Genomic DNA, 20,920 nt, shown 5'->3' on the forward strand with positions numbered 1-20,920 from the left:
GACCGCTTTATCCTGTGGCCGCCCCCCGCTCATCCGCGTTCTTTCATCAGGCGCTGCTTGTCGCGCTTCCAGTCGCGTTCCTTGATCGACTCGCGCTTGTCGTGCGCCTTCTTGCCCTTGGCGAGCGCCAGTTCGACCTTGGCGCGGCCCCGGCTGTTGAAATAGACCGACAGCGGGACGAGCGTCATCCCCTGCCGCATCACCCCGGCGTGCATCTTGTTGATCTCGCGCCCGTTGAGCAACAGCTTGCGCGGCCTTTTGGGTTCATGGTTGTGACGGTTGCCGTGGCTGAATTCGGGGATGTTGCTGTTGATCAGCCACACCTCATTGCCCTTCACCTCGGCATAACTTTCGGCGATCGTCCCCTCGCCAAAGCGCAGCGATTTGACTTCGGTCCCCTGCAAGGCGATCCCGGCCTCGAACACCTGTTCGATGGCAAAGTCAAAGCGTGCGCGCCGGTTCTCGGCGACGACCTTCTTCTTGTCGAATTCGGCTACGGACTGCGGACGGGCCATGCGATTGAACCTAGAGAACTCCGGCCGCGACCAATGCGGCATCGACGGCCTTGCGCGATGCCTCGGACGCCGGGATGATAGGTAGGCGCACTTCGGGCGAAAACCAGTCGTGGACGCGCGACAGCGCATATTTGACCGGGCCGGGCGATGCGTCGGAGAACATCGCCTTGTGCAGCGCGAACAGCCGGTCGTGGAGCATGAGCGCCCCGGTCCAGTCGCCCCGCGCGCACGCCGCGGCGAAATCGGCGCACAGGCGCGGCGCGACATTGGCGGTGACCGAAATGCACCCCGCCCCGCCGAGAACGGCGTGCGGCAGCCACAGATCGTCATTGCCGCTGAGCTGGCAGAAATCGCCGCCCGCCCCCGCACGGTGGACGGTGACGCGCGCCAGATCGCCGCTCGCATCCTTGATCGCGACGATCGAGGGGATTTCGGCGAGCCGACACATCGTCTCGGCGCTGATGTCGGTGACCGTGCGGCTGGGAACATTGTAGACGACGATCGGCAGGTCGCTCGCCTCGGCCAGCGCCTCGAAATGCGCAAGCAGCCCGTCCTGCGTCGGCCGGTTGTAATAGGGCGCGACGACCAGCGCCGCAGTCGCCCCCGCCGCCTCTGCATGGCGCATGTGGCGGATCGCGGTCGCGGTGTCGTTCGACCCGCAGCCGGCGATCACCGGCACGCGCCCCGCCGCCGCCTCGATGCAGGCGTCGATGACCCGATAATGTTCGTCGAAGCCCAAGGTCGGGCTCTCGCCGGTGGTGCCGCACGGCACGAGCGCGCTCGTTCCTTCGTCGATCTGCCATTCGACGAGCCGTTTGAACGCCGGCGCGTCGAACGCACCGTCGCGAAATGGCGTCACCAAGGCGGGAATCGACCCCGAAAACATGCTCTGCTCCTTTACAAGGACTCCGCTCGACCGATAGAAGATCGGAGCGCGCTCGCTATTGGACGCCTATTCAGCGCCCCGCAAGGAGTTTGCAACTAAGATGCCCGGCATGATTTCGCTGACCCGCATTTCCCGTCTGGCGCTCGCCGCCGCCCTTCTCTTTCCCACGATCGCTCATGCCAGCGAGCTTACCCCCGAACAAATGGCCTGGTATCGCGCGCAGATGGGCCTGGCCGCCCAGTCGGGCCCGCCGCCCTCGACCAGTTCGGTCGGCGATGCGGTGATGGAGTGGCGGCGGCTGACCGCGACCAACACCGCCTCCTTCGACCAGCTCTCGCGGTTCCTGATGGCGAACCGCGACTGGCCCGACGCCGACAAGCTGCGCGTGCGCGCCGAAAAGGCGATCGCGCTCGACAGCTATGACCCGCAGCGCACGCTCGCTTTCTTCCAGGCCTATCCGCCGCGCACCCCCAGCGGCGAACTGCGCTATGCGCTCGCGCTCAAGGCATCGGGCCGCCGCGACGACGCCAATGCCGCGGCGCGGCGCGCCTGGACCGGCGGCATTGTCGACGAGATGGAAGTGAGCCGGGCGCTCAGCCTGTTCCCCGGCGTGTTCAGCCTCGCCGATCATGACGCGCGCATGGACCGGCTGCTATGGTCGAACTCGACGATCGCGGCGGGCCGCCAGCTTCCCTATGTCTCGCCCGACAAGCGCGCGGCGTTCGCGGCGCGCCTCGCGATGCGCAGCGGCGCGGTCGATGCCGCGCTGCAGGCAGCGGCGGTCGAAAGCGCCAATCCGTCGCTCACCCGCACCGATCCCGGCTATATCACCGCCAAGGCGACCTGGCTGCGCAAGGCGGGCCGCGTCGGCGAGGCGCGCGAGCTGCTCGCTGCGCCGCGCGCGCTCGCCAAGGCGCCGACCGATGCCGAGGAATGGATCGAGACCTTGCTCACCAACGCGCGCCAGGCCGACGCGGCGGGCGACAAGCGCGTCGCCTATGATATCGCCAAGCAGATCGGCGACAGTTTCGCGCCGGGCGTGGTGATCCGCGAGGAGCCGCTCGGCGTGCGCGACGATTATACCTCGCTCGCCTGGCTCGCCGGCCAGCTCGCCTTCAAGAGTCTCGGTCGTCCCGGCGAGGCGGTGCGGCTCTATGCCGCCTATGGCGAAGCCGCGCGCTCGGCGCAGACGCGGACCAAGGGCTTTTATTGGGCCGGGCGCGCCGCGCTCGCCGCCGGCGACCGCGACACCGCGAACCGCTATTTCAACGACGCCGCGCAGCATTATGACCAATTCTACGGCCAGCTTTCGCTCGAACGGCTCGGCCGGCCGCAGCCCAAGCCGCCGCAAGACCCGACCATTCAGGTCAGCAGCGAGCAGCGCCGGGCGTTCGACGACAACCGGCTGGTGCGCGCCGCGCGCGCGCTGGGGGAGATCGGCGCGTGGCGCGAGCAGTCGCAATTCCTGCGCGCGCTGGCGCAGCGCGCAACCTCGCCCGCCGATCATGTCCTCGCGGGCCAGCTCGCCTCGTCGATCGGCCGCCCCGACCTGGGCGTGATGATCGGCCGCAGCGCGCAGGCGAACAGCCTCGACGCGGTCGAGGTATCGGGCTTCCCGACCGTGCGCGTCCCCGCGGGCCACGAGGGCAATTGGACCTTCATCCACGCGATCACGCGGCAGGAAAGCCAGTTCGACCGCCAGGCGATCAGCCATGCCGGCGCGCGCGGCATGATGCAGCTCATGCCCGGCACCGCGCGCGAAGTCGCGGGCAAGCTTGGCCTCAGCTATGACGCGGGTTCGCTGACCAGCGACACCAATTACAACCTCACGCTCGGCTCGACCTATTTCCAGCAGATGCTGCGCTATTTCGGCGGCAGCTATCCGCTCGCGGTCGCGGCCTATAATGCCGGGCCGGGCAATGTGAACAAATGGCTGCGCGCCAATGGCGATCCGCGCGGCGGCGGCATCGACATGGTCGATTGGATCGAGGCGATCCCGATTTTCGAGACGCGCAACTATGTCCAGCGCGTGCTCGAAAACGCCGTCGTCTACGACACGCTGCGCGAGGGGCGGACGCTGCCCAAGGCGCCGCTGAGCTTTTACCTCGGCAAGCGCAATCCGGGCTAGGCCCCATGGCGGGGGAGCGGAGCAATATCATCAGCCCGGCAGGCTTCGCCGCGCTGCGCGCCGAATATGACGCCTTGCTGGGCGACGAACGTCCCAGGCTGGTCGAAACGATCAGCTGGGCGGCGGGCAATGGCGACCGCAGCGAGAATGGCGACTATATCTATGGCCGCAAGCGGCTGCGCGAGATCGACCGGCGGCTCGGCTTCCTCGCGCGGCGGATGAAGGCGGCGCGCGTCGTCGATCCGGCGGCGCAGCCCGACCAAAGCCGCATCTGGTTCGGCGCGACGGTCGAGATCGCCGATGACGACGACGCGCGGCGCATCGTCACGCTCGTCGGCGACGACGAGGCTGACGCCGGCGTCGGCCGGATCGGCTGGAACAGTCCCCTCGCCCGCGCGCTGCGCGGCGCCGCGGTCGGCGACCTGCGCACCGTGCAGCTTCCCGCCGGGCCGAAGCTATGGGAAGTGATGGCGGTCCGCTATCCCTGAACCCGCGGGATCAGAAGCTGGGCAGAGTCATCGCGATAACAGCACCGGCACGATCCAGATGGCCGACAGCACGACGATCACGGCCAGCAGCGAAATCGCCAGAACATAGCGCACGCCCTGCTCCTTCACGCCGCCGCTCGCTTCGGTTTCGGTCACCTCGACATGGTCATCGACGACTTTCATGGCTCGTTTCCCTTCTGGTCCGCTTGAAACGCGGGTCGGCTGCGCGGGGTTCCGCGCCTATCGATGGGGAGAGTGCGCCAGAGGGTCTGTAAGCCGGGTTCTGTCCACCCCGTTGCCGGGGATGGGCGATCATTCCTCTAGGCGTGCGGTTACCCGAACGCTCAAGCAGTCAACCCGGACGACGGGGCCGGAACCAGCCCTGAGTTGCCCCGAAGAGCGAACTCGTGCCATCCCTATTCGACCTTGCTCCCGGTGGGGTTTGCCATGCCGCGTCCGTTACCGTCCGCGCGGTGCGCTCTTACCGCACCCTTTCACCTTTCGCCGGGCCGAAGCCTTGGGCGGTCTTCTCTCTGTGGCACTTTCCCTGACCCCCTTGCGGAGGCCGCCGGACGTTATCCGGCACCGTGGTTTCCGTGGAGCCCGGACTTTCCTCCCCCTCGCTTGCGCGAAGCGGCGATCGCCCGACCCTCTGGCGAAGCGCATTATAGCGCGAATGAAGGGTGATTACGAGAGATTGTGCGGAGCGGCTGTTTTGGGGTGGGAAGCGGCCGTTGCCAGTTCCTCCCCGGAACGGGGAGGTGGCAGCCCGCAGGGCTGACGGAGGGGTCGAAACCTCTCGTCAGGACGCACCGCTGCGACCCCTCCACCACCCTTCGGGCGGTCCCCCTCCCCGTTCCGGGGAGGAATTGGCAACGCCAGCTTCCAGTCGTTAGCCGCCGATCAATTCCCCTCGGGCTGCGGCAGCAGCAGCGCGAGCAGGATCGCGCGGCATTCGCCGTCGATCGTGCCGTCGATCAGTTCGGGCCGGAACCGCCGCTGAAACGCCACCGTCGCCGCGAAACCGTCGGTCACGTCATAACCGAACCGTTCGAGCGCGAGCAGGAAGCCCGCATCGGTCCACAAGGGATCGGTGAGCTTTCTGGTCGGACGCGGCAACGCCAGGCGGCGGCGCGCGAGTTCATCCCACGGAAACAACTCGCCCGGATCCTGCTTGCGCGTCGGCGCGATGTCCGAATGGCCGACGACATTGCCGCGCGTGATCGCATAGCGATCCTTGATCTGGTGAACGAGCCGGACAACCGACGCGACCTGCGGGTCGGGAAAGGGCACATAGCCCCATTCGTGCCCCGGATTGACGATCTCGATTCCAACGCTCGCCGAATTTATGTCGCTGACCCCGCGCCAATGCGCCTTGCCCGCGTGCCAGGCGCGCTTGTCCTCCGCCACCATATGGGTGATCTGGCCGTCCTCGCTGACGACATAGTGCGCCGAAACCTTCGCCGCCGAATCGGCAAGCCGATCAAGTGCTTCCGCACCGGTCTTCATACCCGTATAATGAAGGACGATCATCGATATGGGCAGGGCGCGCTCGTCGAAATTGGGTGACCAGCGTTCGATAAAATCGCTCATGCGCCTCGCGGTCCATCCTGTCCCTGCCCCGTCTTCCCCTGCGCCAGCGGGCCGCAAAAAGCAAGGTCAGGCAGCAACCTGCGGCGCGATCGGCGAACGGCGGACCTGCTGGTCGGCGGGCTCGTAGAGACCGCGCAGCCGCGGGCTGGCGACGAACTGGTCGGTCTGGCCGAGCACCGTCTCGCCCGCGCCGAGGATGAGGAAGCTTTGCGGCGCCGCCACCGCGCGCAGCCGGGCAAAGGCCTTTTGCCGCATCGGCAGCGAGAAATAGAGCAGCAGGTTGCGGCAGAAGATCAGGTCGGCGGGCGCCGCGAGCGGCGGCCGGTCGGTCAGCATGTTCTGCACCGAAAAATCGACGCGGCGGCGCAAATCGGCCTTGGCGAGCCAGCCCGCTTCGGTCTGGTCGAACCAGCGCACCATCCGCTGCACCGGCAGGCCACGCTGGATTTCGAACTGGCTGTAAAGCCCGACGCGCGCGCGGCCGATCGCATGATAGCTAACGTCGGTGCCGACGATGTCGACCCGCCATCCCGCCCATTTGCTGTCCTGTTCGGCGAGCAGCATCGCCATCGAATAGGCTTCCTGCCCGGTCGACACGCCACAATGCCAGATCGTCAGCCGCCGTTCGCGCAGGTTGACGCGGTGGATATGCTCAAGCGCGTTGGCAGCAATATCGTCGAATATGCTATATTCACGATAGAAATAGGTTTCGTTGTTGAGCATCGCATCGACCGTGTCGTCGAGCAACTGCCGGCTGTTCGAGGTCACGAGCGCCGCGACGAGCGCGTCGAGATCGGTGATGCCGTGCCGCTGCATCACCGGCTTCAGCGACATTTCGATGCGCCAGATGCGGTTCGGCGACAGCGTCTGCCCGGTCCGCGATTCGAGCACGCCCATCAGCACGCGATAGGCCGACTCGCTCGCCGTCCCGCCCATCATGACGGACGGCGTCCGGGCAGATAGCCGCGCAGCATCAGCGCGATCGCGTCGGGGTTGAGCGTCGCCGCCGCAAGCCCCGCCTTTGCCACCGCGCCGGGCATGCCCCAGATCACGCAGCTTTCGGGCGCCTGGGCAAAGATCGTGCCGCCCGCCGCCTTGAGCCGCGCCGCGCCCTGCGCGCCGTCGCGGCCCATGCCGCTCAGCACGACCGCGACCCCGCCCGCGCCATAGGCGTCGGCGACCGACGCCAGCATCGGGTCGGCCGACGGGCAGCAGCCATTTTCGACCGGCCGCCGGTCGAGCGCGATCTCGCGGCGTACGCCGTTCGCGACCACCATCAGATGCGCGTCGCCGGGCGCGAGATAGATATGGTCGGGCTCGACCTTCATCCCGGCCACGCCCACGCACACCTTGCGCTTGGTCATCGTCGCGATCTGCCGTGCGTAAAATTCCATGAAGGCATCGGGCAGATGCTGGGTGAGCAGGATCGGCGCGGTAATCCGCGGATCGAGATGGGCGAGGAAATTGGCGAAGGCCGGAATGCCGCCGGTCGAGGCCGCGACCGCGATACATTCGAGCCGCTGGTCGGCATCGACCGCGACCGGCGCCGGGGGCACCGGCGGGCGAAAGGCGATGCGCGTCGCCGCGGGAACCGCCTCAAGCTGCCCGAGCGACAGGAGCCGGTCGGTCAGCACTTCGGCAAAGCGGCCCGAGAAACTGCCGCGGCCGGGCTTGGCGAGCGTGTCGCTGGCGCCGAGCGCAAGCGCCTCGATCGCAGCCGGGCCGCCTTCGACGCAGTTCGACGACAGGATCAGCACGCGCGCATTGGCGGCGCGCTCCAATATATGCGGCAGCGCGTCGATGCCGTTCATCCCCGGCATTTCGATATCGAGCACGACGACGTCGACGGGTTCGCACGCCAGATAGGCCAGCGCTTCGTGCGCCGACGCAACCGAGGCGCAGACCATCAGCCCCATCCTCTGATCGACGATGCGTTCGAGGATGCTGCGGACGACAAGGCTGTCGTCGACCAGCATCACGCGAACGCTGCGGCCTGTGGGGCGTTCGGCCCCGTCTGGATTGATGGAAAGGGAGGCGGACCGCGCCATCGACCGTGTCTCAGGCCACGCCGACGAGCTGGAGCTTTCCTTCGAGCGTGTCGCGGTCGAACGGCTTCATCACATATTCGTCGGCGCCCGCCTCGATCGCGGCGCGAATATGGTCGATGCTGTTTTCGGTGGTGCAAAAGACGACGCGCGGCCGGTCCTCGCGCCCGAAGTCGAGGTCGTTGAACGCGCCGAGAAACTCCATCCCGCTCATCACCGGCATGTTCCAGTCGAGCAGGATCACGTCGGGACGATTGGCGCGGCAAAAGGTCAGCGCCTCCTGCCCGTCGGCCGCCTCATCGACAGAAAAAGCCATGCTTTCAAGAATATGCCGCGCGACCTTACGAATCACTTTGCTGTCATCGACGACCAGACAAGATTTAGACATTTATGCCTCCGACCCCCAGGGTTGTCGCCTTGTTAGGACGAAGGGGTGTGCAGGTTGTTAATACGGCCGGAATCAAGCGGCCTTAAGCGCGGGCAGCGAGATAAAATGCGCCGGGTCGACGACGAGCAGTGAATGCCCCTCATGCTCGATCATCGCCTCGGCGACGCGCGCCCAGCCGGGAAGCAGCTTGCCGGTGACCCGCACCTCGGGCGCGTCGATGAAACAGACATCCTCGATCGCGTCGGCGAGCAGCGCATAGCCATGTTCGGCGACATCGACGACGACGACGCGCTGACCGGGGGCGACCGCGACCGGGGCCAGACCGACGACGACATGCGGGTCGATCAGCGTAAAGACGCGGCTGCGCAGCGCGAACAGCCCCGCGACGTGCGGCGGCGCGCCGGGAACCTCGACCGGCGTGCCGACCGCGACGACCGAATGGATCGAGCGGCTGCGCAGCGCGACGCGCGTGTCGGCGATGCGCGCGATCAGATACAGCTTGTCCATCATGCGCTTGCTCCCCCGATGCGGCGGCGCAGCGCATCGAGCAACGCGCCGCGATCATAGCGATAGACGGTGTCGTCGTCGGGGCCGATCGGCGCCGCGGACGTCCGCAGGCGGATCACCGGCACATCATCGCCGTCCTGCGCGCAGACACCCTCGCCCGTCAGGCAGAGCAGCACGTCGGCCGCCTCGTCGGAGCTTTCGGGCACCACGCGATAGCCCGCATTGCGGAGGATCGGCGCCAGGAAATTGTCGCCCCAGCCGTCGCGGTCTTCGGCGAGGCGGCACACCAGCGGGCGCGCGGCGGGCGCAGCGGCGAGGCCGGGCGCATATTGCTCCATCAGCCAGAAGGGATCGACGATCTCGACCGGCTCGCCGCCGACCAGCACGACCCCCGCGATCAGCCCCGGCGCCGGGGCCGGCTGCGTCACTTCCGGCAGGCGGACGATGTCGATCACCGCCTCGATCGGATAGCAGAGGATCATATGCCCGTCGTGGAGGCGCAGCAGTTTCAGCGTGCCATGATCCTCGGGCAAGCGCGCAGCGTGGACGGGGAAGATTCCTTCGCCGATCTGGACCTGGACGCGGCCGGCGCTTTCGAACAGCGCGAGCGCGGGCACTTCCTCGACGCGCTCGATGACCGAGAGGCGAACGCCGCGGGTGCGGCCGCCCACGTCGCGGAAAAGAAGCAGTTGCGCGGCGTTGCGCTCGGCGGCCGCGCTGGCGTCGGCCTCGGCGGCGCGATCGCGCTCGCGCCCGGCTTCCGACGCATCGATCGCGGCGGCGGCGAGGATGCCCTGGACGTCGAGCAGCAGCACCGGACGGCCGTTGTCGGGAAGCGTCGTACCCGCATAAAGCCCGGTCGCCATGATCATCGGCGCCGCGGGCTTGATCACCAGTTCCTCATGGTCGTGGATCGCCGCGACGCTGAGCGCATAGCTTTGCCCCTGCCCCGGCCGGACGAGGACGAGCGCGCGATCCTCGACATCGTCGTCGGGGTCGCGTTCGCGGCCGAGCACGGTTTCGAGGCGAAGCAGCGGAAAGGGTTCGCCGCGCACGGTGACGAGTTCGCCGCCGCCGACGCGCTCAATGCGGACGCTGTCGCTCGTCTCGAGCAGGATTTCCCGCACCGCGCCGCGCGGAATCGCGAAATACTGCCCCGCCGCGCGGACCATCAGGCCCGAGATGATCGTCAGCGTCATCGGAACGCGCAGCACGATCGCCAGCCCGCGGCCTTCGTCATTGCGCAGATCGACGACCCCGCCGATCTTCTCGACGTTCGCCTTGACGATGTCCATGCCGACGCCGCGGCCCGAGATGGAGGTGATCTTCGATGCGGTCGAGAAGCCGGGGCGAAAGATCAGGTCGAGCTTTTCGCGCGGGGTCAGCGCCCGCGCGTCGGCCGCCGACAGCAGCCGCGCCGACATTGCTTTGTGGACCAGAGCGTCGGGCGACAGGCCGCGCCCGTCGTCGCGCACTTCGATCTCGATCTGGTTGCCCGACTGGCGCGCCGAAACCGCGATGGTGGCGGTAATCTCCTTGCCCGCGGCGACACGGTCGTCGAGGCTCTCGACGCCATGATCGATCGCGTTGCGGACGATGTGGATCAGCGGGTCGCGGATATTCTCCATCATCTCGCGATCGAGTTCGACCTCGCCGCCGCTGGTGGCGAAGCGGACCTTCTTGCCGAGATCCTGCGCCAGATCGCGCACGATGCGCGGCAGCGGCGCGAACAGCTTGTCGATGCGCTGCATCCGCATCTGGCTGACCGACTGGCGCATCCCCGCGATCGAATCCGACAGACGATCGAACGAAGCGATCAGCGACGGATCGGCGCCCGATTCGCGGAGCATGCGCGCGAATTCGTTGCGCGCGAGGACGATGTCGGTGACCCCGGTCATCACGCTGTCGAGCAAAGGCAGCGGCACGCGGATCGAGCGCCAGCCCTGCGGGTCGGTCGCCAGATCCTCCTCGCGGCGAAGCGGAATCTCACCGGATCCCGATGGGTCTTCGGCAGGCGCGCCGGTGGCCGCGAGCCCGGCGATCACCTCGCCATCGTCGCCCACCGGCTCGGCGCCGCCCTTGCCGAGCGCTTCGCAAAGCACCGACAGCCGGTCGACAATCGCAAGGACCGCGGTCACCAGCGCTGCGTCGGCGGCGCGGTTGCCGCGGCGCACCTGGTCGAGCGCATCTTCCGCCGCATGCGACAGCGCCGTGACGCGCGGCAGCGACAGGAAGCCCGAACTGCCCTTGATCGTGTGGACGAGGCGGAAGATCGCATCGAGCTGCGCGCGGTCGGCGGGGTCCGCCTCCCACGCGACAAGCGCCCCGCCGGCCTCGGCAAGGATTTCCGCCGTTTCGGCGAGAAAATCGTTCAGCAGATCGTCCATCGAGTGTCGGTGCGCCCCAAAAATTCGAGGCTTCACCATGGCGGACAATGGTTAATGGAGGGTTTGTTTCGCGAAAATGGGACCGATTATTGCGCGCCCCGAAGCCCTGACGGGATTGGGCCTTCAGCGCCCCTTCAGCACCGCCCCGACGAGCAGCGAGGTCGGCGTTTCGCGGGCCAGCATCACCGTCCCGCCATTCTGCTTCGCGACCGCCTGGACGAGTACCGCCGGCGCGGTGCGCGAGGTCATCGCGCTGGCGCCTTCGCCCTCGGCCAGGATGCGTTCGACATCGGCGTCGAGGAACAGGCGCTCGGCCTCGACATGCAAGGCGATTTCGATGCCGCCCCCCGGATGGGCGTCCTGGTTTTCGCAGCCGACGTCGAGCCGCCCGCCGCGTACCAGCGCGTCGACGAGCAGCAACGACAGGTTGAGGATGATCTTGACCGCGGGCTTGGGCAGCGGATCGGTGCCGATCATCCAGTTGAGGTCGATCGCGCGGTCGCCGATGATCCCCTGAATCGCCGACCTCGCCTCGTCGGCAGGAACGCGCTCGCCGAAACCGCCCGCCGAACCGAAAGCAAGGCGAAAGAATTTGAGCTTGTTCGCCGACGTCCGCGCGCTCTGTTCGAGCAGGTCGATGCAACGCGCGCGCATTTCGGGGTCTTTTTCGTCGGCCAGCAGCTCAAGGCCGTTGGCAAAGGCCCCGACCGGGCTCAGCAGATCGTGGCACAGCCGCGAGGCCAGCATGGAGGCGAAATCGACGCGGTCGTCGGACATGGCTGAACAGGCTCCCCGCAGGCCGGATGCGTCCGGCTCGCGCCTGCTCCCTAGGGCAGGCATATGGTTAAGGGCAAGGGAGAAGCCGAACGCCCCTTCTTGAAAAGCGGCACCCCCAACCCATATCGCGGTCGATGTTGGGGGACGACGAGATACTGACCGTGATGCTTGCCGACGGCGCGGCCGGGCTGCGGCTCGACCGGGCGCTGGCAGAGGCGCTCCCCGACCTTTCGCGCGAACGGCTGAAGACGCTGATCAAGGGCGGCCGCGTATCGGACGGCCGCGGAATCATATTGTGGGATCCATCGGCCAAGGCCCCGGCCCCGGCGACGCTGGCGGTCCGCCTGCCCGCCCCCACTCCCGCGCACAATGTCGCGCAGGATCTGGACCTCGTCATCGCCTTTGAGGACGACCATCTGATCGTCGTCGACAAACCCGCGGGGATGGTCGTCCACCCGGCGGCGGGCAATCTCGACGGCACGCTGGTCAACGCGCTGCTCCACCATTGCGCGGGGCAGCTTTCGGGGATCGGCGGCGTCGCTCGCCCCGGCATCGTCCACCGCATCGATAAGGACACCAGCGGGCTGATCGTCGCCGCGAAGCACGACAAGGCGCACGAAGGCCTCGCCAGACAATTCGCGGCGCACAGCATCGACCGCCGCTACCTCGCGCTCGCCACCGGCCGCCCGATGCCTGCCAGCGGCACCATCGACGCGGCGCTGGGCCGGTCGAGTAGCAACCGCAAGAAGATGGCGGTGGTCGCCGAAGGACGCGGCAAGCATGCGATCACCCATTATCGGACGATCGAGCCGCTGAAGGGCGCGACGCTGGTCGAATGCCGGCTGGAAACCGGGCGCACGCATCAGGTGCGCGTCCATATGGCGCATATCGGCCATCCGCTGGTCGGCGACCCGGCCTATGGCCGCGCCAGAAAGCCGCTGTCGGATATATTAAAAGCGCGTAATTTCGCGCGCCAGGCGTTGCACGCGGCCCATTTGGGCTTTATTCATCCAGTGACCGGTAACAAGGTCGCGCTCGACAGCGGCCTCCCCCATGACATGCGGGAACTGATCGACGAACTGCACGTTTAGGTTTCGAATGAAAATCTATTTTGACGCACCGGGCAAACGGGCGCAAGATGATTTCAGGTTTTAGGGAAGACACTCTCCATGGCTAATAAAAGCAACGTCCCGGCCACGGTGCCCGCGCTCGGCGGTGAGGCGAGCCTGAACCGCTACCTGGCCGAAATCCGCAAATTTCCGCTGCTGACGCCCGAGCAGGAATATATGCTCGCGCGGCGTTTTCAGGAGCATGGCGACAATGAGGCCGCGGCCCAGCTCGTCACCTCGCACCTCCGCCTCGTCGCGAAGATCGCGATGGGCTATCGCGGCTATGGCCTGCCGGTCAGCGAGTTGATCAGCGAAGGCAATATCGGCCTGATGCAGGGGGTGAAGAAATTCGACCCCGAACGCGGCTTCCGCCTCGCCACCTATGCGATGTGGTGGATTCGCGCTTCGATCCAGGAATTCATCCTGCGCTCGTGGAGCCTCGTGAAGATGGGCACCACCGCGGCGCAGAAGAAGCTGTTCTTCAACCTCCGCCGGATGAAGAACAACCTCGAAGCGTTCGAGGACGGCGACCTGACTCCCGAACATCTCACCAAGATCGCGACCGACCTCGGCGTGACCGAGGAAGAGGTCACCAGCATGAACCGCCGCATGGCGATGGGCGGCGACACGTCGCTGAACGTCCCGATGGGCGAGGATGGCGACAGCCAGTGGCAGGATTTGCTCGGCGACGAGGGCCCGTTGCAGGACGAGCGTGTCGCCGAGGCGCAGGAACGCGACGTGCGCCATTCGCTGCTGAGCGAAGCGCTGGAGACGCTCAACGAGCGCGAGCGCCACATCCTCACCGAACGTCGCCTGACCGACGACCCCAAGACGCTCGAGGATTTGAGCCAGGTCTATGACGTCAGCCGCGAACGCGTGCGCCAGATCGAGGTGCGCGCTTTCGAGAAGCTGCAAAAGGCGATGCTCAAGCTGGCGGGCGACCGGCGGCTGATCAACGCCTGAGCGAAAAGATCGCGGGGGCCATCGTGCCGGACTTTTCCGGCGAAGGAGAATTGCCATGCGCGTCATTCCCCTCGCTCTCGCGGCGCTCGCCCTCTCCGTTCCCGTCACCGCCGCCGAGGCCCCGGCGAGGGTGACGGTGACGCTCGCGAATTTCAGCTTCACCCCCGCCGACCTCCACCTCCATGCCGGGCAGCCGGTGACGATCCATTTCGTCAACGATGGTTCGGGCGGACATGATTTCACCGCCGCGGAATTCTTTGCCGCCGCGACGATGGACGCCGCGAACCGCGCGCGCGTCGACGGCGCCAAGGGCCGCGTTTCGCTCGGCAAGGGCGAAAGCCGCGACGTGACGCTGACCCCGCGCGCGGGCACCTACAAGGTGCACTGCTCGCACTTCATGCACTCGACGATGGGCATGACGGGCAAGCTGGTGGTCGACTGAGGCGACGGTTGGAAGACGCCGTTCTGGAATAATCTGGAATAAAGCGCCGTGTCCCCGCGAAGGCGGGGACCCATCACCGGCCGGCTCAGCATGGCACGAACCGGAGATGGGCCCCCGCCTGCGCGGGAGCCATAGCCTTTTAAGCTCGCTGAGGGTTAAAAGCGTCGCGCATATCCGGCATAGATTTGAAGATCGGGACTATCGCGATTGAGCCCGACGTTCACGCCCGCATCCCACTGGCTGTCATCGTCGGGTTGCCACCCCGCCGAAACCCCCGCGAGCCACTCGGTCGTGCGCCCCACCGGATCGCGGTCGCGGGTGACGGAAACTTCGGTCGACACCGAAACCGTATCCGACAGATCGAAACCCAGCCCCGCGACGGTGCCATAGGCGAGATGCCGCCCATTGCCGTCGCTATCGACCGCGGCATCGATATGCGGCGTCAGGCCGATCGACACCGGCCCCGCCTCGATCCCGACCGGTACGAGCAGCCCCGCGCCCCAATCCCCCGCCCCCACGCCGCTGCCGCCGGTCGGCAGGCTGGCATAGGGCATGGCGGCGATCGAAAAGCCCGACCCATCGGGGTTGCGCAGATTCTGGCGAAGCGCGAGCGTCACATCGCCGGAGCGCGTTCGCTTGGCCGTGGTGCCGAGCACCGCGTCGCGTTCGCGGACATGACCGATCGCGGTCCAGCCGACCTGCGCCTCCAGCGACGATGTCAGGCCGACGCGGACGAGCGCCTCACCGGCCAGGATCGTGTCGGTTCGTTGCGGGCCGTCATCCTCGCGCGTCCAGTCGCCCAGCCCAAGCTCGAAAACCACCTCGCCCGGCGCGACGGTGCAGGCCGGCGTCCCGAGACCGGGGCGATCGGGGCAAAGGTCGCGTCCCTCGCTCGCCATCGCGGGGGCGCTGGCGGTCAGGGCGACGAGGAGACAGAGGCGACGAAACATCAAGCGATCCTTCCTGGCCGCGATGGGGACTTTTCCTTCGCGCCGCGCTGGACTAGGCGAGATCGATGCGAAGGAAAAGCGGGGCAGGCAGCAAATTCACCATCGGGCGGCTCTGGAAGTCGGCCGCCAAACTGCTCATCGGTTTCATCCTTTTCTCGGTCCTGTGGGTACTGCTCTACGCACTCGTGCCGCCGCCGGTGACCATCACCATGCTCACCGACGGCAACGGCATCACCAAGGACTGGACCGGCCTGTCGCATATCGACCGCAACATGGTGCGCGCCGTGATCGCCGCCGAGGACGGCAAATTCTGCGCCCACGACGGCTTCGACCGCGAAGCGATCGAACAGGCGATCGAGCGCAACGCCAAGGGCAAGCGAATCCGCGGCGGATCGACGATCAGCCAGCAGACCGCAAAAAATGTCTTCCTGTGGCAGGGCAGCGGCTGGACCCGCTATATCCGCAAGGTGCCCGAGGTGTGGTTCACCTTCCTGATCGAAAAAATCTGGGGCAAGCGGCGGATCATGGAGGTCTACCTGAACGTCGCCGAGACCGGCCTTGGCACCTATGGCGTCGAGGCGGGAGCGCGGCGTTATTTCAACCATGGCGCCAGCAAGCTGACCCCGCAGGAAGCGGCACGCATCGCCGCGATCCTGCCGCTGCCGAAAAAGCGCGAGGCGGTCAGCCCGTCAGGCTTCACCCGCCGCTACGGCAACTCGATCCGCGCGCGCATCGGGGTCGTCGGGCGCGACGGGCTGGATGGGTGTGTTTATAAATAAGCCGATTATGTCGTTTGCAAACAACATAATCCCCATAAATGAGACCGCTTTGGAGCGGGAAACGTCCATGAAGGATTGCACTGATGCCCCCTCCCGCAAGCGGGAGGGGCAGCGAGACTTGCGAACTTGTTCGCTAGCCGCAGCGGGGTGGGCCATTGCGACGTTGCTGCCCACCCCCATCCCCTCCCGCCTGCGGGAGGGGAGAGCAGCCGTCCGCAATCAGTCGATTGCAGGCTTTAAACCTCGTCATGCTGAACTTGTTTCAGCATCCATGGCCTGCGTTCTCGTCAAGCGCCGCGCTGAAGGAGACGTCCGGCCATGGACCCTGAAACAAGTTCAGGGTGACGATGAAAGAGATGTCGGTTTTCGGTCGCTAACCGGCAGCGTCGTTCGCCCGCTACGCCGGCTTCCAGCTTTTCCGCTCTTCGGCCTGCTTCAGCACCTCGAATGCCGCCTGCCCCGCCGCAAAACGCTTCGCGGCATCGGCGTCGCCCGGCTTGACGTCGGGATGGCACTCCTTGGCGAGGTTGCGCCACGCCTTCTTCGTCGTCTCGAAATCGGCGTCGGGTTCGAGGTCGAGGATTTCGAGCGCGCGCATTTCGTCGGCGCTGCGGCTGCCGTCGCCCGATCCGCCCCAGGCATAATGCTGCGCGCGGGCATAGCTGTTCGCGCCGCGCGCTTCCTCGGCAGCGCGCGCGGCGGCATCTTCCGCGCTCAATCCTTCGAAATAATCCCAGCCGCGATTATATTCGGCGGCGTGGCTTTCGCAGAAATACCAGCGTTCGGGGCTGTTCGGCGACTTGGGCGCCGGGCAGTTGCCGGGGTTGGTGCAGCCGTGGCGATCGCACAGGCGCAACTTCTGCGCTTCGGTGCTCGATCCATAGGGGCGCCAGCGGGGAAAACCCCAGTCATCGGATCTCTTGGCGCGGCTCATCCGACCCCATGTAGCGACTGGAGGCAGCCATGGCTAGGCGGCGGCGATCGAAAAGGGCGCAAAAAGGCCTTTCCTACATTATTCCGCCGTGCCAGCCTCGCGCCTCGGCTCTTTGCCATCGTCGGTTTCCCGTCCAGATATCGAGTATCCTGGCGAGAAAAGCTGTGATCCCCACGCAGGCGGGGCGCACGAATTTTTGCAGGGCGGTTTCTTCAGAGCCATTGGCGTCATTGCGAGCCCAGCGAAGCAATGGCGTCCCGGTGGTATCAAGGGCGCCCTAAAGCCACAAAGGACACAAATCCGACGCGCTCAAGCGGGGCTTTTGTGGCCTTAAGCCCCTTGCTTCGCCTCATATCCGAACGCCTTGTGCGCCAGTTTGACGACCGCGGGGTCGAGGTCGGGCGGGGTCATCGGCACCGCGGCCTCGAGCGTTTCGACGATATGCGTCAGCGCGGCGATGCGCGCGGCCTTCTTGTGATTGCCGTCGATCACCTTCCACGGCGCCCAGCGCGTGTCGGTCTGCTCGAACATCTCGTCCATCGCGGCGAGATAATCCTTGCGCTTCGACCGGTTGCGATAATCGTCGGCGCCGGTCTTCCAGCGCTTCCACGGATCGTTCAGCCGGTCGGCGAAGCGCTTATCCTGCTCGTCCTGCGTGATGTGGACGAACAGTTTGACGAGGTGGGTGGCGCTGCCGGTCAGTTGCGCCTCAAACTCGTTGATCTCGTCATAGCCCTTGCGCCATTCGGCCTCGCTCGCAAAACCCTCGACGCGCTCGACGAGGACGCGGCCGTACCAGCTGCGGTCGAAGATCGAGATTTCGCGGCTTCCCGGCAAGCGCTTCCAGAACCGCCAGAGGAAATGGCGCGCCTTTTCCTCGTCCCTCGGCGCGCCGATCGGCCACACCTCGAAATAGCGCGGATCGAGCGAGGCGGTCAGCCGCTGGATGATGCCGCCCTTCCCCGCCGCGTCCCAGCCCTCGAACATGATGACGCTGCGCTGGCCGTGGGTGATGTGCGCGGCTTGCAGCCGCTCGATCCGACCCTCCAGCGCCGCGAGATCATTGCCATAGTCGCCGTCATATTTGGCGCCGGTTTCATAATCGGAGAGCGCGATGGTCATGGCCTGTCCCTAGCCAGTCACGCACGCCGAACCAAGCGGGCGATGCGGTCTGTCCGGTTCCGGCACAGCCGGATGCGTCAAAGCGTGGCGGCGATCAGGTCGGCGACGCGCCGCGGCGCTTCCATCGGGATGAAATGGCTGTGTCCCGCCCACAATTCGTCGACCTCGGCATGAAGCGCGGGGCCAAGGCCGGTCCAGGTCGGACTCAGCGAAAAATCCATGGCATCGCCGCGCTCGCCCGTCGGTGCGCGGATCAGCGTCACCGGCGCCTTCACCGCGCCGAGCCAGGCGTGCGGGTCGGTGCGCAGCGCATTCTGGTACATCGAGGCTTCGAGCGCCGGCGGACAGGCGAGTGCATAGCCGTCGCCGGAGGCCGCGGGCAGCAGGCCATAGTCGCAATAATCGGCCAGCACCTGAGCCTGCCAGCGGCTGTAGGGGAGCCGGTCGGCGAAGCGCGCGCGCATCTCCTCGGCATTCGCCCATTGGTTGCGGCGGCGCGCGACGGGATGCTCGGCGGGGTCGGGCATCGGCAGCGCCGCCTGCCCTTCATAAAGGCCGGGCGCCATGATCACCGGATCGATGAGGAGAAGGCGGCGGAACGCCTCGGGTCGTTCGGCGGCGAGCCGGGTCAGCACGGTGCCGCCCATACTGTGCCCGCAGCCGACCAGCGGCCTCCCCGCAAAGCGATCGAGCAGCGGCAACAGCGCCGTGGCATTGCCGCCCCAGTCGGCAAGCGATGCAGGCTTGAAGCTGCGCCCATGGCCGCGATGGTCGGGTGCGACGACATGCGTGTCCACGGGCAGGGCCGCGACGACCTGATCCCACAGCCGGGCGTGAAATCCGGTCGCGTGGAGCAGCAGCAGCGAAGGCCCCGCGCCCGGCACGCCCCACTCGAACCAGCAGATGTCGCCATCCGGCGTGGCGAGCCGGTGTTCGCGTGGCGCGCGCATCTTTTAGCTCTTCGGCCCGTCCACCAGGCGGATGCTCAGTTCCTTGAGCTGCTTGTCGCTGACCGGCGCCGGGGCGCCCATCATCAGGTCTTCGGCCTTCTGGTTCATCGGGAAGACGACGACTTCGCGGATGTTCGGCTCGTCGGCGAGCAGCATCACGATGCGATCGACCCCCGGCGCCGAACCGCCGTGCGGCGGCGCGCCATATTTGAAGGCGTTGATCATGCCCGCGAAATTGCTGTCGACGTCGGCCTGGCTATAGCCCGCGATCGCGAACGCCTTATACATGATGTCGGGGCGATGGTTCCGGATCGCGCCCGACGACAGTTCGACGCCGTTGCAGACGATGTCATATTGCCACGCGAGAATGTCGAGCGGGTCCTTGGTCTCCAGCGCCTCCAGCTCGCCCTGCGGCATGCTGAACGGGTTGTGGCTGAAGTCGATCTTGCCGGTGTCCTCGTCGGCCTCGAACATCGGGAAGTCGACGATCCAGCACATTTCGAACTTGCCGGGGTCGATCAGGTCGAGTTGCTCGGCAACGCGGGTGCGCGCGAAGCCCGCGAGCCGCGCCGCCACCGCTTCCTTGCCCGCGGCGAAGAACAGGCCGTCGTCGGGACCGATGCCGAGTTCGGCGGCGAGCGCGTCCATCTTGTCGGGGCCATGGTTCTTGGCGATCGGGCCGCCCCACTCGCCGCCCTTGCGCGTCGCATAGCCCAGGCCGGCAAAGCCCTCGCCCTGCGCCCAGCTGTTCATGTCGTCGAAGAATTTGCGGCTCTTCTCGGCGGTTGCCGGGGCCGGGATGGCCCGAACGACGTCGCCCGCCGCGACGATGTCGGCGAAGCGGCCAAAGCCCGAGCCCGCGAAATGCGCCGAGACGTCGGTGATGATCAGCGGGTTGCGCAGGTCAGGCTTGTCGTTGCCATATTTCAGCATCGACTCGCGGTAGGGGATGCGCGGGAACGAACCCGCCGGGGTCACCGACTTGCCGTTCGCAAATTCCTCGAACACGCCGGCAAGCACCGGCTCGATCGCGTTGAAGACGTCATCCTGGGTGACGAAGCTCATCTCGAAATCGAGCTGGTAGAATTCGCCTGGGCTACGGTCGGCGCGCGCATCCTCGTCGCGAAAACAGGGCGCGATTTGGAAATAGCGGTCGAAGCCCGCGACCATCAGCAGTTGCTTGAACATCTGCGGCGCCTGCGGCAGCGCATAGAATTTGCCGGGGTGGACGCGGCTCGGCACCAGATAGTCGCGCGCGCCTTCGGGCGACGAGGCGGTGAGGATCGGCGTCTGATATTCGGTGAAGCCCTGATCGACCATGCGGCGGCGCAGGCTGGCGATGACGTTCGAGCGCAGCAGGATGTTCGCGTGCAGGCGCTCGCGGCGCAGGTCGAGGAAGCGGTATTTGAGGCGGATATCCTCGGGATATTCCTGCTCGCCCGCGACCGGCATCGGCAGTTCGGCGGCGGCCGACTGGACCGACACGTCGCGTGCGCGCACTTCGATCGCGCCGGTCGGCAGGTTGGCATTGATCGTTTCGGCCGAGCGCGCGACGACGTCGCCGGTGATCGTCACGACGCTTTCGGCGCGCAGACCGTCGAGGGTCGCGAACGCCGGGTCGCTGCTGTCGGCGACGATCTGCGTCAGGCCATAATGGTCGCGAAGATCGACGAAGAGCAGGCCGCCATGGTCGCGCTTCCTGTGCACCCAGCCCGATACGCGGACATTCTGGCCGACGTCCTCGGCGCGAAGCTGGCCGCAATTATGGGTGCGATAGGCGTGCATTTTGATCGTCTTTCAGTGATTGAGAATATCACGTAAAACGTGATTTATGGCCGCGCCTAAGGCAATGCGGCGCGCCATTTGTCAAGGGTAGACGGCGGAATCGCTGGTCTGTCGAGGCCAATTCATGCCCGGTAAATTTTCCTGCCCGTCGCGAAGAAGTCGCTGTATAGGC

The 20,920-nt window shown here is 66.4% G+C and carries 21 protein-coding genes and 1 other RNA gene; 6 read left to right on the top strand and 16 right to left on the bottom strand.

Translation table 11 applies throughout. The annotated features are described in order from the left end of the window. Positions 1-29 precede the first annotated feature (29 nt). A complete protein-coding gene (gene smpB / locus CVO77_RS05125; RefSeq protein ID WP_105998182.1) occupies positions 30-515 on the bottom strand; it encodes an SsrA-binding protein SmpB in 486 nt (161 codons plus the stop codon). Between the two features lie 10 nt (positions 516-525). Then, the gene (dapA, locus tag CVO77_RS05130; protein WP_105998183.1) at positions 526-1,401 is read right to left on the bottom strand and encodes a 4-hydroxy-tetrahydrodipicolinate synthase; all 876 of its coding nucleotides are present in this window, start codon (positions 1,399-1,401) and stop codon (positions 526-528) included. Between the two features lie 100 nt (positions 1,402-1,501). Here dapA and CVO77_RS05135 point away from each other — a divergent pair, with 100 nt between their 5' ends. Then, the gene (locus tag CVO77_RS05135; protein WP_105998184.1) at positions 1,502-3,529 is read left to right on the top strand and encodes a lytic transglycosylase domain-containing protein; all 2,028 of its coding nucleotides are present in this window, start codon (positions 1,502-1,504) and stop codon (positions 3,527-3,529) included. A 5-nt stretch (positions 3,530-3,534) separates the two neighbouring features. Next, positions 3,535-4,017 (top strand): transcription elongation factor GreB, encoded by a 483-nt coding sequence (greB, locus tag CVO77_RS05140; protein WP_105998185.1) that lies wholly within the window; start codon positions 3,535-3,537, stop codon positions 4,015-4,017. 27 nt (positions 4,018-4,044) lie between these two features. On the opposite strand, the gene CVO77_RS21225 is transcribed toward greB, so the two are convergent. From CVO77_RS21225 to CVO77_RS05180, 9 genes are all read right to left on the bottom strand, one after another. After that, a complete protein-coding gene (locus CVO77_RS21225) occupies positions 4,045-4,200 on the bottom strand; it encodes a hypothetical protein (protein ID WP_158258005.1) in 156 nt (51 codons plus the stop codon). Between the two features lie 73 nt (positions 4,201-4,273). Next, positions 4,274-4,673, bottom strand: an RNA gene (gene rnpB / locus CVO77_RS05145) — RNase P RNA component class A. Between the two features lie 247 nt (positions 4,674-4,920). Further along, positions 4,921-5,610 (bottom strand): N-acetylmuramoyl-L-alanine amidase, encoded by a 690-nt coding sequence (locus tag CVO77_RS05150; protein WP_105998186.1) that lies wholly within the window; start codon positions 5,608-5,610, stop codon positions 4,921-4,923. Positions 5,611-5,676: 66 nt separating this feature from the next. Then, a complete protein-coding gene (locus CVO77_RS05155; protein ID WP_192878870.1) occupies positions 5,677-6,549 on the bottom strand; it encodes a CheR family methyltransferase in 873 nt (290 codons plus the stop codon). After that, on the bottom strand, positions 6,546-7,586 hold the full coding sequence (locus tag CVO77_RS05160) for a chemotaxis protein CheB (protein WP_242446171.1): 1,041 nt from the start codon (positions 7,584-7,586) through the stop codon (positions 6,546-6,548). The genes CVO77_RS05155 and CVO77_RS05160 overlap by 4 nt, the downstream gene beginning before the upstream one ends. An 82-nt stretch (positions 7,587-7,668) precedes the next feature. Then, positions 7,669-8,043, bottom strand: a complete 375-nt coding sequence (locus tag CVO77_RS05165) for a response regulator (protein WP_105998189.1) — start codon at positions 8,041-8,043, stop codon at positions 7,669-7,671. A 72-nt stretch (positions 8,044-8,115) separates the two neighbouring features. After that, positions 8,116-8,553 carry a chemotaxis protein CheW gene (locus tag CVO77_RS05170; protein ID WP_242446103.1) on the bottom strand — a complete coding sequence of 146 codons (438 nt, stop codon included), beginning with the start codon at positions 8,551-8,553 and terminating at the stop codon, positions 8,116-8,118. After that, complete coding sequence (locus CVO77_RS05175; RefSeq protein ID WP_105998191.1) at positions 8,550-10,937, bottom strand: chemotaxis protein CheA; 2,388 nt, start codon at positions 10,935-10,937, stop codon at positions 8,550-8,552. The genes CVO77_RS05170 and CVO77_RS05175 overlap by 4 nt, the downstream gene beginning before the upstream one ends. A gap of 123 nt (positions 10,938-11,060) precedes the next feature. Continuing rightward, positions 11,061-11,714: a histidine phosphotransferase family protein gene (locus CVO77_RS05180; RefSeq protein WP_105998192.1), complete on the bottom strand. Its 654-nt coding sequence runs from the start codon at positions 11,712-11,714 to the stop codon at positions 11,061-11,063. Positions 11,715-11,848: 134 nt separating this feature from the next. Between CVO77_RS05180 and CVO77_RS05185 the strand changes: the two genes are divergently transcribed. From CVO77_RS05185 to CVO77_RS05195, 3 genes are all read left to right on the top strand, one after another. Continuing rightward, on the top strand, positions 11,849-12,805 hold the full coding sequence (locus CVO77_RS05185; protein ID WP_105998193.1) for an RluA family pseudouridine synthase: 957 nt from the start codon (positions 11,849-11,851) through the stop codon (positions 12,803-12,805). 78 nt (positions 12,806-12,883) lie between these two features. Beyond that, the gene (gene rpoH, locus CVO77_RS05190) at positions 12,884-13,786 is read left to right on the top strand and encodes an RNA polymerase sigma factor RpoH (RefSeq protein WP_105998194.1); all 903 of its coding nucleotides are present in this window, start codon (positions 12,884-12,886) and stop codon (positions 13,784-13,786) included. Between the two features lie 55 nt (positions 13,787-13,841). Continuing rightward, on the top strand, positions 13,842-14,228 hold the full coding sequence (locus tag CVO77_RS05195) for a cupredoxin domain-containing protein (protein WP_105998195.1): 387 nt from the start codon (positions 13,842-13,844) through the stop codon (positions 14,226-14,228). Positions 14,229-14,383: 155 nt separating this feature from the next. On the opposite strand, the gene CVO77_RS05200 is transcribed toward CVO77_RS05195, so the two are convergent. Continuing rightward, positions 14,384-15,178, bottom strand: coding sequence for a transporter (locus CVO77_RS05200; RefSeq protein WP_105998196.1), 795 nt, complete (start codon positions 15,176-15,178; stop codon positions 14,384-14,386). Positions 15,179-15,243: 65 nt separating this feature from the next. Between CVO77_RS05200 and mtgA the strand changes: the two genes are divergently transcribed. Next, positions 15,244-15,957 carry a monofunctional biosynthetic peptidoglycan transglycosylase gene (gene mtgA, locus CVO77_RS05205; RefSeq protein WP_105998197.1) on the top strand — a complete coding sequence of 238 codons (714 nt, stop codon included), beginning with the start codon at positions 15,244-15,246 and terminating at the stop codon, positions 15,955-15,957. A 397-nt stretch (positions 15,958-16,354) separates the two neighbouring features. Here mtgA and CVO77_RS05210 read toward each other — a convergent pair whose 3' ends face one another. The 4 genes from CVO77_RS05210 to aspS form a co-directional block, all read right to left on the bottom strand. Beyond that, positions 16,355-16,891 (bottom strand): J domain-containing protein, encoded by a 537-nt coding sequence (locus CVO77_RS05210; RefSeq protein ID WP_105998198.1) that lies wholly within the window; start codon positions 16,889-16,891, stop codon positions 16,355-16,357. Positions 16,892-17,221: 330 nt separating this feature from the next. Next, complete coding sequence (locus CVO77_RS05215; protein WP_105998199.1) at positions 17,222-18,013, bottom strand: polyphosphate kinase 2 family protein; 792 nt, start codon at positions 18,011-18,013, stop codon at positions 17,222-17,224. Between the two features lie 77 nt (positions 18,014-18,090). Next, entirely contained in the window at positions 18,091-18,963 is an 873-nt protein-coding gene (locus CVO77_RS05220; protein WP_105998200.1) for an alpha/beta fold hydrolase, read from the bottom strand. Positions 18,964-18,966: 3 nt separating this feature from the next. Continuing rightward, positions 18,967-20,748 (bottom strand): aspartate--tRNA ligase, encoded by a 1,782-nt coding sequence (aspS, locus tag CVO77_RS05225; RefSeq protein WP_105998201.1) that lies wholly within the window; start codon positions 20,746-20,748, stop codon positions 18,967-18,969. Between the last annotated feature and the right edge of the window lie 172 nt (positions 20,749-20,920).

Source organism: Sphingopyxis lindanitolerans (assembly GCF_002993885.1).
Lineage (GTDB): Bacteria > Pseudomonadota > Alphaproteobacteria > Sphingomonadales > Sphingomonadaceae > Sphingopyxis > Sphingopyxis lindanitolerans.

Coding starts and splice junctions, on each gene's coding strand:
- CVO77_RS05185 (WP_105998193.1), top strand. CDS start 11,849: ATGTTGGGGGACGACGAGATACTGACCGTGATGCTTGCCGACGGCGCG.
- aspS (WP_105998201.1), bottom strand. CDS start 20,748: ATGCACGCCTATCGCACCCATAATTGCGGCCAGCTTCGCGCCGAGGAC.
- CVO77_RS05160 (WP_242446171.1), bottom strand. CDS start 7,586: ATGCTGGTCGACGACAGCCTTGTCGTCCGCAGCATCCTCGAACGCATC.
- CVO77_RS05150 (WP_105998186.1), bottom strand. CDS start 5,610: ATGAGCGATTTTATCGAACGCTGGTCACCCAATTTCGACGAGCGCGCC.
- CVO77_RS05175 (WP_105998191.1), bottom strand. CDS start 10,937: ATGGACGATCTGCTGAACGATTTTCTCGCCGAAACGGCGGAAATCCTT.
- CVO77_RS05165 (WP_105998189.1), bottom strand. CDS start 8,043: ATGTCTAAATCTTGTCTGGTCGTCGATGACAGCAAAGTGATTCGTAAG.
- CVO77_RS05180 (WP_105998192.1), bottom strand. CDS start 11,714: ATGTCCGACGACCGCGTCGATTTCGCCTCCATGCTGGCCTCGCGGCTG.
- CVO77_RS05200 (WP_105998196.1), bottom strand. CDS start 15,178: ATGTTTCGTCGCCTCTGTCTCCTCGTCGCCCTGACCGCCAGCGCCCCC.
- smpB (WP_105998182.1), bottom strand. CDS start 515: ATGGCCCGTCCGCAGTCCGTAGCCGAATTCGACAAGAAGAAGGTCGTC.
- greB (WP_105998185.1), top strand. CDS start 3,535: ATGGCGGGGGAGCGGAGCAATATCATCAGCCCGGCAGGCTTCGCCGCG.
- mtgA (WP_105998197.1), top strand. CDS start 15,244: ATGCGAAGGAAAAGCGGGGCAGGCAGCAAATTCACCATCGGGCGGCTC.
- CVO77_RS05215 (WP_105998199.1), bottom strand. CDS start 18,013: ATGACCATCGCGCTCTCCGATTATGAAACCGGCGCCAAATATGACGGC.
- CVO77_RS05210 (WP_105998198.1), bottom strand. CDS start 16,891: ATGAGCCGCGCCAAGAGATCCGATGACTGGGGTTTTCCCCGCTGGCGC.
- rpoH (WP_105998194.1), top strand. CDS start 12,884: ATGGCTAATAAAAGCAACGTCCCGGCCACGGTGCCCGCGCTCGGCGGT.
- CVO77_RS05155 (WP_192878870.1), bottom strand. CDS start 6,549: ATGATGGGCGGGACGGCGAGCGAGTCGGCCTATCGCGTGCTGATGGGC.
- dapA (WP_105998183.1), bottom strand. CDS start 1,401: ATGTTTTCGGGGTCGATTCCCGCCTTGGTGACGCCATTTCGCGACGGT.
- CVO77_RS05220 (WP_105998200.1), bottom strand. CDS start 18,963: ATGCGCGCGCCACGCGAACACCGGCTCGCCACGCCGGATGGCGACATC.
- CVO77_RS05195 (WP_105998195.1), top strand. CDS start 13,842: ATGCGCGTCATTCCCCTCGCTCTCGCGGCGCTCGCCCTCTCCGTTCCC.
- CVO77_RS21225 (WP_158258005.1), bottom strand. CDS start 4,200: ATGAAAGTCGTCGATGACCATGTCGAGGTGACCGAAACCGAAGCGAGC.
- CVO77_RS05135 (WP_105998184.1), top strand. CDS start 1,502: ATGCCCGGCATGATTTCGCTGACCCGCATTTCCCGTCTGGCGCTCGCC.
- CVO77_RS05170 (WP_242446103.1), bottom strand. CDS start 8,553: ATGATGGACAAGCTGTATCTGATCGCGCGCATCGCCGACACGCGCGTC.